Here is a 10,796-nt window from a genome sequence, read left to right on the forward strand (position 1 = left end):
GATAGCGACCCTCGCGACAAAACAAGGTCTCATCTAATCCGAGTGCACGAACCTTACCAAAGCGACTTGGATCCTCTACGAGGGGAGTCCCATAGGCAATGACAGCGTCATTGATCGTGTGCCAATCACAATCGAGCTCTCTGGCTACCGATGACACCGATCGACCATCTCTACCAACCACTCGGGTTGCGAATCTAGCTGCCCTATCGGTGAGCTTGAGTCTTGGAGCTGCGATCCTAGTGTCCACGTCACTCCACGACGGGGCGGAACAGTTCCCATCCTTGCACTCCCACCTGCGTTTGTGCCAGATGAGTCTGACGGCACGGCCAAAGCTTTGTAGATCAATCAGCTCTACTAGTGAGCCTCCCTTGGAATAACTCATCCCATTACATACTGGGCATTTTGGTCGTTCGCCTCGACACTCGATATGGACCCGAAGGGGTGTCTTTGAACCTTGGTCACCCAGATCCTCGATGCCAATCAAATTGACATCCATAAGATCGAGCAAGATCTCGGCAATTCGAATAGGATTTTCTTCCACAGGGGCCCTCCAGTGATGAGTTGTTGAACTATCCCATTCTGGCAGAGCCCCTGTGACCCTCCCAAACTCACCCCTGGTGCGTGGCTACACCTGACTAAATTCCCCACTTAAATCCGAAGTCCCCGTTTTGTGGTTCAATTACACAAACAAGATGTATCGGTAGGCAATTGAGCACATTTGACTCTAACCCAAGCAGGTGCTCGCAATCAAAGCGGAGATAGCACCTCGAATTACGTGTATCTGAGCCTGGGGTTTTTCGGGCCTGGAAGGTCTTGGACTCGCTCGATGTCGCGTAGTAGGACTCAGCTAGGAGACAATTGCACAATTCGAAAATCAACTCTTTCGGGTGGTATTCTTTGACTCGGAGTACGCTTGCTATGCCTTATCTAGCATTAAGTGCGGAGCTTTAAATCCAAAACGGGTAAAGATCTACTTAAGCAATTGTCTCCTAGGACTCAGCTCGATACGCACTTGCGAAATTCAATCGAACGATAAAACCGCAGTAATTTGCCGTTGCTCCCAAAAGCTAGTGAAACCCATCTAGGTCGCACAGTCGTAATGAGGCTACCTTCGAAATATAACCTGGCCTGACCATGTAATTTACCTGACATCAAGCTTCCTACTTTACAATTTAAGAGTATCGGGTTAGAGCTATCAATGTCTTCGATCGAATGATTTAGCGGCACGTTGCAAAGCAACTTGGTCAAGAAATAAGGGAGCAAGATACAATGGTATCTCAACCCTCAGTAATCATCCGCCAACTCCAAACCAACACTCGAAATGTTCGTTTGCTGGTGGATCGCAGCTCAGCATAAGCGGCCTTAGAGATTATAGAAAAGGACTTTCAAATGAGCCGATGGACTTCGCAAGAGATCTTAGAGGCACTTTCCGGCCTTGATGAAGCCAGACTCGACGATGACTTTTTGGACCTTAGGACCGATGAATATCGACTTATTCGTTATCCTCAGCATCTGCTTTCACCGACACTACCAGCGGCACAGGTCGTTTGGTCAAATACATCGCGACTACTCGATCTTGTCTTTAGTGAAGTTTCATCACAAGTTGCCAACTGGGACTTAGATGCGATCCATTGGTGGGTATCCAATGGAACACTCCCCCTTGAAACTGAAGCTTATCTGATAAGCCATGGTGGAACCATCACCGACACCTATTGGGTTTTGGCCCGGGATCTTGATGAAGACATAGTCGCTCAAAGGAGGCGTTCAGTAAATATAGATGTGAAGTTGGTAGATGATGAAGCTAAGTTGCGGGACGCAATTGCTCTTGAAACTGTGGGTTGGGGTCGAACCGCCCCTGACGAAGTGACAATAGATATCTCCCTCAGGGAAACCCTCCGAAATCTTGATAATTCAAGTGAATTTCAGTTTCTGGCCTACCTAGATGGTCATCCTGCCTCTACCGGGTATTGCCAAATAACTGGTGAGATCGCTCGCCTTTACGGCGGCGTTACATTGCCTCAATTTAGATCGCAGGGTTGCTATCAAGCCGTCCTCTTCAATCGATTACATCAAGCCCGTGTACTTGGCGCCAAAATTGCCATTACCAGAGGACGGCCATCCACTTCGGGTCACATCCTAGTGGATGCGGGCTTTAGTGTTCATAACATAGAAAACTGCTACCGTATGCCCATATGCTAAGCGCATCGCGCAGGACTGTAATGCGTTGGTATGGTGTCTTAGTATGGTGCAGCTCGCGGAGCCTGCCAAGGAAGTTGTCACTTTCGCACCATCTAAGCTACCTCCCTTTGCCTCCCTTTTGATTCATCTCCCACCGATTTATTCGTAGGAATAATAGGTACCTCTGATACTGGATCCCAGTCTCTGCATTTGCCCGAGATCCACCGTCCTGGTTTGGATTTGCGAGCTCCCTCGTAGAGATCGCGCCGTCTATTTAGTAGCTCGATATGCTCTCCACTGTGTGCCTGTTGCGGCGTTTGCCCTTGGCGTTGTTCTCGTCAAACCAGCAACCGCTACTATTTGTCAACTCAATACATCGCGACAAAAAACCTATGCGAACCATTGGTCTATTCAACCACATAACAAACCTCTTTCGAGCCAATCACAGCTAGCCCAGCTCCTCGCGACTCATGGCAGTTGGCGCGACTCATGGCAGTTGGCGCGACTCATGGCAGTTGGCGCGACTCATCAGTTGAAAAATAAGAAGGGAGCCTCACTCCGTAAGGGCAACATCGCGCCCATTCATTCAAGGTGGTCGCGCAAAAGGTTGTCGCCCTCTCGGTCTCTTTGACGAGTAGTTAAATTTAGTTTTAAAGAGAATCACCCAAGCAATATTTGCCCTGACCTTATGAGTTGATTTAGTCCCGAACCCCCGAAACATGCGTTACTAGGTCGGGCTCAGTTCGATTGGGCTCAGTTCGATTGGGCTCAGCTCAACAGGACGCTGAATTAGCTCTGAATCTGAGAAGCCACCTCGATCAGTCAGCCAAAATAGATCAAGCAGAGGCTAATCTTGTCGAAGTCGACAGGGCCTCTTTCGAATCGACTCATCGTGATCACATCTATCAGAGATCGAAAAAAAATAATGTTGCACCTGATTTTGATAATCATTTTCGAATTCAAAAGATACTTGTGATCCAAAAGATTAGGGGCAACGAAGGTAGAAGAAATCATCTTCGTGTAATAGGATTAGCCCTATGGAAGAATTAAATGGCACCAAAGTCGTAATCACAGGTGCAAGTAGCGGTATCGGTCTGGCTATGGCCGATGCACTACTAAATGCCGGATCCACGGTAGCATTATCGGCACGCCCATCTAACCGATTGGTAAAAATCGTCGAAGAACGACGAGCCAAGAACCTTGACGCACACATTTTGCCAATGGACGTTCGAGATCAAGAGTCCGTAGCAGCTGCGACGGATGAGATATTTGATAAATTCGGTACAATAGATGTTCTCGTGAATAACGCAGGTGTTGGAATGATCAGCGTCAATCACTCCTTTTTAACCAATCCAATGCCCTTTTATGAGGTCGCTCCAGACCGATTTAGGGACGTAATCGCAACAAACCTCACTGGCTATTTTCTCGTCGCATCGCAATTCACACCGCGGTTTCTTGAACAGGGTCACGGCCGTATCGTCAATATCTCCATGAACCATGAAACCATGAAAAGAAGTGGTTTTGTACCCTATGGACCTTCTAGAGCTGGCGCTGAATCACTGAGCCACATCATGGCCCAAGATCTCGCCAATAGCCCGATTAGGGTCAACATGCTTCTACCAGGAGGAGCCACGCGAACAGGAATGATTCCAAGTGATATCTCTCCTGAACTAGAGGCAAAGCTGTTGTCACCAACCATAATGGATCGACCAATCATCTTTCTTTGTTCAAAGATGGCACAAGAGATCACAGGGGAACGAATCGTGGCATCGACGTTTGATCAATGGCTTCTGGAGCATCATATCTCAGCAAAATAGACGATAAGTCAAAGAGATGAATGTAAAAACATTCCAATCAATACCATCGAAGTACGACAAACACACTCGGCCAACCATCCAAAATGTGCTTGCTCGAAGACACCTCAGGAGGAGATTGCTCCGATGGGGTGCCAAACCCACAAGCGAAAGATACTTAAATATTCCTTGTACTTATTATCGAATATCACACTTGGAAATGACCGCTCACCTAGCTTTGGGCTTGATGATACCGATCTCATTCGTGAAACCCGCTAAAGTTCGTAAAATCTCACGAATCAGCTAAGATTCCAGTGCTTTTGGTCCAAGATTATCAAAGATCTTCCTACTCGTTCGTAATAGCACTTGTCACCCAACAAAAATCAATTCCCACCTGAATCAACTGTAAACAAAACGTATTGAAACCCTTGGTACTTCTGATACTTTTAATAATTATCTCAACGTTTTGATGCCAACGGGTTAGCTACTCCGTTAGCTCTCCGCGGTGCTTTGTCCATACCAGTTCATGTACCTAATGCGAGTCCTTCATCAATCTTGTCCCCTTCGGCGATCTTCTTGCGCACTTGTTCTGGGATCTGCCTTTTGGACTTCACGATAATTTCTTCCATCTACATTATGGATACAAAGCTCACATTAGCAGCGGATCAATTTAATAGAGGGCCTTCACATCCGACCATATTTCCAGTTCCAATCAGAAGACGCAAAAGACGCGAAAGCATTATGATCATGAATTGATTCGTCGTTTACTGCCGAAACCATGAATGCAGAACTATTGTTTTGCCTCAATCTTAGAGTTGCATTTCGTACAATATCTTCGACAAATGCGGGATTATCAAATGCGAGCATAGTTATGAATCGCTCATCGCTTCTTTTGACAAGAGTATACAAAGGAGCGGACCCGCAATCTTCTGCAATGTTGATTGACTCCATTATGCCGAAATCCTGGTCCAGTTTGGCCCCGGGAGGTCCTTGGTATTGGATCGCGATTTCGACGGTACCTCTCTGGTTATGTGCGCCATAGTCGCTAATCTCTTTGGAACACGGACACAGTGAAGTTATGCGCACGGTCACCCCAACTGTCGTTATGAAGGTACAGTCTCTTTTGAATGAATTTAGATTTACTTTGTACCTCATTGGCGATCTCTTTTTTGAAATAGGAGATTCTTTATTTATGAAATAGTCAAACTCAATTCGTACGGTAGTGTCAACTGCATCAAGTTTGCTGGCTATCTCTTTGTGACATTCTTCGATTGAACATGGCGATAAATCAGAAAGGTGAATAATTGCACTCTCGACTAGCCGACTCATATGAGTACCCCGAAGATTCTCCGCTACGGATACGCCAATGGATACTTTTGCTACGGTTGATATCAAAGTTCCAGATTCAGCGGATACCGAAACAGGAAGAGTAAGGTTATTGATGCCGACTTCTTCAAGGGCTATGCCGCGGAGGTCGTTTTCTGCTTGAATATCTCTCATTATGGATGGCCCGTGTAGATGCATCCTGAAGTGCACGTCTCGTTCACCATAATCTTTGAAACAGGCATCACAAGAATCAACTTTTCAAAAATCCATCGTGAGATATTTTCGCTCGTTGGGTTTTCGAGTCCGTCGATGTCGTTCAAGTAGCGATGATCTAGTTCGTCGATAATTGGCTTTACACACTCTTTAATGTCTCCAAAGTCAAGAACCCATCCCAGCTGGGGATCGACATCACCTTGAACGTAGACCGTGACTTTGAAGGTGTGGCCATGGAGTCGTGAACACTTGTGACTATCGGGAAGGTTGGGCAAGCGATGTGCTGAGTCGAAGGAAAATTCTTTATAAATTTCCATTAACGAATTCCTATCATTTTATGCGTTTGAAGCGAAAGATTCCATACAGGGTTTTCTAGGCAGTAGGCGATCGCGAACTTGATATTCGAGTCAAGGTTTTCATTTTCCATCGGTTGCAAATAGAAGTTCTCAAAGTCGAGCTTACGCAAGTACTCAAGGTCAATACCAGATTGAGGCACGACAACCTTGAGTTCGTTTCCGTAGGTAAGGTTTAATTCTGCACCAGCTTTAGGGCTTACGCATATCCAATCAATACCTTCCGGAGGAAGTTGCGTCCCATTCGTTTCAATGGCGATTTCAAAACCGCGTTCATGTAAAGCATTTACAAGTTCGGCATCGAGTTGTAAAAGTGGCTCTCCACCTGTGCAAACAACGTATTTACGGTCGCTGAAATTGTCGGGCCAAATTCTGTCAACCATATCACCCAATTCCAGGGCTGTCTTATAGATGCCACCATCAGTCCCATCGGTACCTACGAAATCGGTATCGCAGAATTGGCATATGGCCTTCAATCTGTTCACCTCTCTCCCTGTCCATAGATTGCAACCTGCAAATCGAAGGAAAACCGCAGGACGCCCGCTTCGATGTCCTTCTCCCTGCAATGTGTAGAAAATTTCCTTAACGACGTAACTCACCTGAGGACCGCCGGATCTAACATTCCATGTGCAGGAAATCCTCTATCACTCAATACACAAGAGTCACAAACTCCGCACATTGTTCCATCGTCTTTGAGATTGTAGCAACTGTGTGTTATGTCATAGTCGACGTTCAATTTAATACCCAATTCGATAATCTGTACCTTTGCTAATTTGATCAAGGGAGTGTTGATGGCCGTGTGCGCCCTGCGCTCGACTGCCGCTTTGCTAGCTAAATTCGCCATGCTCTCAAATGCATTAATGAACTATGGTCTGCATTCCGGATAACCCGAATAATTCAAGGTGTTCACACCAATAAAGATATTAGTGGCCTCAATTGTCGCTGCCAACGCTAGGACAAAGGTAAAAATAGTATGTCGTACAGGTACGTAAGTAACAGGAATGTCTTCAGTACGATTTTGAGATCCGAAATCAGTAGGGACGGGTATGTCCGCAGTCAGTGCCGAACCCCCAAAAACTCTTAGATCAATATTCGCAAGCACATGTCGCAGAACAGCATAGAAAGTACCTACACGACGAGCAAATTCAAGTTCAACCGAATGTCGTTGACCATATTGAAGCCATTGACCGTATTGAAAGCTTTGGCCACAACACTCATATTCGTCTGCTTTGACAAGCACAAGACAAGTGGTAGTATCTAGGCATCCACCAGGTAAGATAACTGGCTCTTTGCGCCCAAAAATCCTCCCGTGTGCAACGTGAAATTCAGTTACTATAAATATCTCACCTAATTACTCACAATTGCTAACGGCTGTAACAGCTTAGTATTTGATATCAAAAATGAACTCTGCTCTTTTGAGTTTTTTTTCATTGTATTAGTAGTACCTGTTTCGAAGGGTAAAGCTCATATTCCATAGTAGAGGGGACTCTAGGTGTCAAGGGAGATGCCTTATATTAAAATAGAATATCAACTATAGGGCGCAAGAAGTAGAAGAACACGATGAAGGCTTATTCCAAGAGTCAAAAAAGGCTTTAGTCAAGAGGCGAGAATCTGGACTACTCCTCCTAAGGATAAGTCGGCCCTGAGTGCTAGCTTATCTGCGTAGTTCTAAGTCGATCGACCCAACAGGTAGAGATCCAAGATCTTAGAGTCTTAAATTTATTTAGCACTAGCACGTTAAAAGAACCTCGTGGGCGAAGGTTATTGGATTGTGCGTAAACGCGAAGCGCATTGCACATTCCAATGATCGCTCGCGTGATATTGAGCCACAACTCAATAACCCCTCATGGTGGCCCTGAATAGCTAGAAGTCTGAGATCCCAGAGGGAAGGTGAGCATAAAGCGCGCCACAAGTTCGTCATCAATCAACACAGTCGGAAGGTTTCCTATTTATCAACTCCACTCCAATCGCCCGTTGCATGACGATAATACGACGATGGCGAGTCCTTGTCCACATGGTGGCGATCTCGTATCCATCTTCGATCTCATGAGCCCAAAGCTATGGAGGATCATCAATTACCGTCTAAACCAAATGACTACCACGGGTAAGTCGATCCATGAGAAACCGGAATTGACTAGATTTTGGTGGCACTAAGGTGCCAAAAAACCATTAATCTTGAACTGAGCAAATGTGCCAACGATCCTAACACTCACAGAAAAAACCACGACATTGGCTCTACTATGGTGTGATTCTGACCTCTAAAGCGTCTTGGACACCCATCTGTCCTTGCCTTCATGTTTAGCTTCATAGAGCGCTTCATCCGACTTAGACAGGAGGTCCACCGATCGACCTGGATCCTTCAAGGAGGTTGTGGTCGCAGTGCCCACAGAAACACTAAAATTCCAATCGGATGCCTGGGAAAGCTTGATCTTTCTGATCTCGCGCACTATCTTCTCGCCGACCTTCTTCGCACCGTCAAAATCAGTAGCCGGAAGAATCATTGCGAACTCTTCACCGCCAAATCGGGCCACAAAGTCGCCTTCCCGGTTTAGGAGCGCTAACAGGGAAGAGGCAATAGCGCGAATTGCTTCGTCACCGACAAGGTGACCGTAGGTGTCATTGAACATTTTGAAATTATCGATATCAATCATTACCAAGGTGATTGGATCCAATGCTCGTTTGCAACGGCGCCACTCGCTCCTGAGGGATCCATCAAACGATCTCCGATTTGCTATTCCGGTAAGGCCATCGCTCATAGCCATGCTAAGCATCCGCTCTTCCATCGCCTTTTCAGCGGTCTTATCGATCAAGAGGCCAATTGCACGCAATGCCTTACCACGTCGGGTTCGGTCCAAGACCTTTCCTCTCACCGATAGATAGCGACCACCAACGGATTGTCCGATCCAAATTCCGACCTCAATTGAGCCATTTGATTCAAGGGTGGCCATTGCCAGGGCCAATAACGCTCTATCCTTGGGATTGACCACATTTAAAAATTGATCAAGATCTTGAGGAACCAACTCCAAGGCGAGCCCCAAGAGAGCCGCTATCGTAGGCTCCCATGTAATCCTCTTAGTCTTAAAATCAAACTCCCACATGGTGGATATTTCGAGACCGATCGCTAATTCCAATCGAAGCCGATAGTCTTGACTTTCGGCTAGAACTCTATGAAACTCGGATGTTTCACGTCCAACTGCCCAAAAAAGAGTTGAGTCAGACAACTGTCTTCCCACCCATTGAATGTGTCTAAATACCCCATCGCTGGGAGCAAATCGCGTCTCGAATGCAACCTCATTTTTTCCCGATTCAAGCGCGAATAGGCTGGCAACAGTCCTTGGAATGTCATCTGGATGAATCACATCCAGAAGCGAGCGTCCTTCAACCTCTTCAATAGTGAGACCCAAAAGTTGCGCGAGAAGCGAATTGACCTCCCTAAATTTTCCATCGGCTCCAAAAATAGCTAGAAATTCGAAAACAGATTTGCGCACCGCATCAACCATCGCGCAGCTCTCTGGTATGCCAGCATCCATTATCGCTCGCGATTTTTAGAATATAGGCGAAGTAGCGTTTCGGCAATCACTGAATTAGTTACTAAATTTGAATTTACCAAAGGATACTCAATCGCTGGGGTGAATCCTTCTAGCTCCAATGCCAATTGCTCATCATTGACATCTTCAAAACCCATAGTCCAGTCGGGAAACATTCGTTCAGAGACTGCATGGTTTATGAGAAGTCGAAGATTGGTATGCCTTTTGTCCCTCTGGATAGCCCTATAGGTCACCTCAAGCTGAACTTCATTTCCCTCAATCAATTGGAGAAAACTCTGACTTGAGTACAAAAGCATTCCACTTAAACCCCTCTGTTTGTTGTTTCTCCTAGCAATCTCGAGCAGCGAAACTAACTCCTCTGGCAAAAGACCATGAGTTGCCTGACTGCAGTAAATCAATCTATTCACGTTACCTCTTTGTCAACCTGAGAACGGACCGCAAGCGCTTAGGCAAAAGTCCCAGCCTCGTGAGAAGCGGGCTAAAACTCACATAAAGTATTATCGATAGAGATATCTAAAGACTAAAGTCGGGACAGGTGACTATTCCGATTCTCTGGACCACTATTGGTAGAATCTTTGGACCACAGCACCAGTATCTTTGGACCACTGTACCGAAGTCTTTGGACCAGACTTTCCTGATCCCTTTAACCTATCTCTAAGTTACCTCAATCCTGGTAGATGTCAGGCTAGAAGGTCCCTTAATTAATGCCTAAATGGCTCGTCTTTTTGATATTTATTTGTCCATAGTCCTCTCGTTGTTGGATTAGAAAGTTGTCTTTCGCTTTTCTGAGGATTACGGACAACTCTAAGCCAGGAGTAGCACGAAGGGTAACTGGTCCCAATGGGTAGTTTCGGAACCAGTTACCCTTCTTTTTATTATTTGTTTATCGGTAGTAGCGATAGCGGTGGGCCCTGTGGTCGAGATCTGGCACCTGCATGTAAACGCGAAGCGCTTATTCACATGTGTCAGATTATTTGCGAGGCAAGCGTGCAGGCGTCCACCGCTCACTAAAGATGGCCTGATCTTTAGTTTTGTTAGATTCGCTTAACCAACGGTTAGCTCGTCATAGGCAACTGCTCCATCACAATGAGGACACAGTCCTCCAAAGCCAACACGACGCATGAATTTCTGACATTCGTCGCAGCGTTGCTCCCCGAGGGCTCGCTCCCCGCAGATATCACACTCATATACAGTGATTGGCTTTAGCGGCTGTTTCTTACCTACAACAGGTACCTTGAGTTGGCTGTTGTTGCGTCGAGTTCGATAAGCACTAGCTCTACAACGCTCTGAGCAGTAGGTCTTACGACCCGATACTAAGAAATCACTATGNCAAACCGGACAAGCTACCGTGACGCTATCGTGACGCAACGGGATTTCGTTACTCA

8 protein-coding genes and 1 pseudogene are annotated in these 10,796 nt (G+C 46.1%); 2 read left to right on the forward strand and 7 right to left on the reverse strand.

Going from position 1 to position 10,796, the window contains the following annotated elements; all coding sequences use genetic code 11:
* The coding region (locus AXFE_RS16660; RefSeq protein ID WP_160291917.1) for a transposase family protein at positions 1-541 on the reverse strand (541 nt) is incomplete at its 3' end.
* 848 nt (positions 542-1,389) lie between these two features.
* On the opposite strand from AXFE_RS16660, the gene AXFE_RS16665 reads away from it, so the two are divergent.
* A complete protein-coding gene (locus AXFE_RS16665) occupies positions 1,390-2,199 on the forward strand; it encodes a hypothetical protein (protein WP_052607049.1) in 810 nt (269 codons plus the stop codon).
* Between the two features lie 1,016 nt (positions 2,200-3,215).
* Positions 3,216-3,995 carry an SDR family NAD(P)-dependent oxidoreductase gene (locus AXFE_RS16675; RefSeq protein ID WP_052607051.1) on the forward strand — a complete coding sequence of 260 codons (780 nt, stop codon included), beginning with the start codon at positions 3,216-3,218 and terminating at the stop codon, positions 3,993-3,995.
* Positions 3,996-4,655: 660 nt separating this feature from the next.
* Here AXFE_RS16675 and folE2 read toward each other — a convergent pair.
* The 6 genes and pseudogenes from folE2 to AXFE_RS16705 all read right to left on the reverse strand — a co-directional run bounded on the left by folE2 (position 4,656) and on the right by AXFE_RS16705 (position 9,818).
* Positions 4,656-5,471, reverse strand: coding sequence for a GTP cyclohydrolase FolE2 (folE2, locus tag AXFE_RS16680; protein WP_052607052.1), 816 nt, complete (start codon positions 5,469-5,471; stop codon positions 4,656-4,658).
* Positions 5,471-5,827, reverse strand: a complete 357-nt coding sequence (gene queD / locus AXFE_RS16685) for a 6-carboxytetrahydropterin synthase QueD (RefSeq protein WP_052607053.1) — start codon at positions 5,825-5,827, stop codon at positions 5,471-5,473. The genes folE2 and queD overlap by 1 nt, the downstream gene beginning before the upstream one ends.
* On the reverse strand, positions 5,827-6,462 hold the full coding sequence (gene queE / locus AXFE_RS16690; RefSeq protein ID WP_052607054.1) for a 7-carboxy-7-deazaguanine synthase: 636 nt from the start codon (positions 6,460-6,462) through the stop codon (positions 5,827-5,829). Before queE ends, queD begins: the two co-directional genes overlap by 1 nt.
* Positions 6,459-7,166 (reverse strand): annotated as a pseudogene (locus tag AXFE_RS20905) (7-cyano-7-deazaguanine synthase). The gene queE and the pseudogene AXFE_RS20905 overlap by 4 nt, the downstream one beginning before the upstream one ends.
* Positions 7,167-8,121: 955 nt before the next feature.
* The gene (locus AXFE_RS16700; protein ID WP_160291918.1) at positions 8,122-9,351 is read right to left on the reverse strand and encodes a GGDEF domain-containing protein; all 1,230 of its coding nucleotides are present in this window, start codon (positions 9,349-9,351) and stop codon (positions 8,122-8,124) included.
* Between the two features lie 41 nt (positions 9,352-9,392).
* The gene (locus AXFE_RS16705; protein ID WP_052607056.1) at positions 9,393-9,818 is read right to left on the reverse strand and encodes a BLUF domain-containing protein; all 426 of its coding nucleotides are present in this window, start codon (positions 9,816-9,818) and stop codon (positions 9,393-9,395) included.
* Between the last annotated feature and the right edge of the window lie 978 nt (positions 9,819-10,796).

The sequence above is a fragment of the Acidithrix ferrooxidans genome, assembly GCF_000949295.1.
Taxonomy (GTDB): domain Bacteria; phylum Actinomycetota; class Acidimicrobiia; order Acidimicrobiales; family Acidimicrobiaceae; genus Acidithrix; species Acidithrix ferrooxidans.

Coding starts and splice junctions, on each gene's coding strand:
- AXFE_RS16665 (WP_052607049.1), top strand. CDS start 1,390: ATGAGCCGATGGACTTCGCAAGAGATCTTAGAGGCACTTTCCGGCCTT.
- AXFE_RS16675 (WP_052607051.1), top strand. CDS start 3,216: ATGGAAGAATTAAATGGCACCAAAGTCGTAATCACAGGTGCAAGTAGC.
- folE2 (WP_052607052.1), bottom strand. CDS start 5,471: ATGAGAGATATTCAAGCAGAAAACGACCTCCGCGGCATAGCCCTTGAA.
- queD (WP_052607053.1), bottom strand. CDS start 5,827: ATGGAAATTTATAAAGAATTTTCCTTCGACTCAGCACATCGCTTGCCC.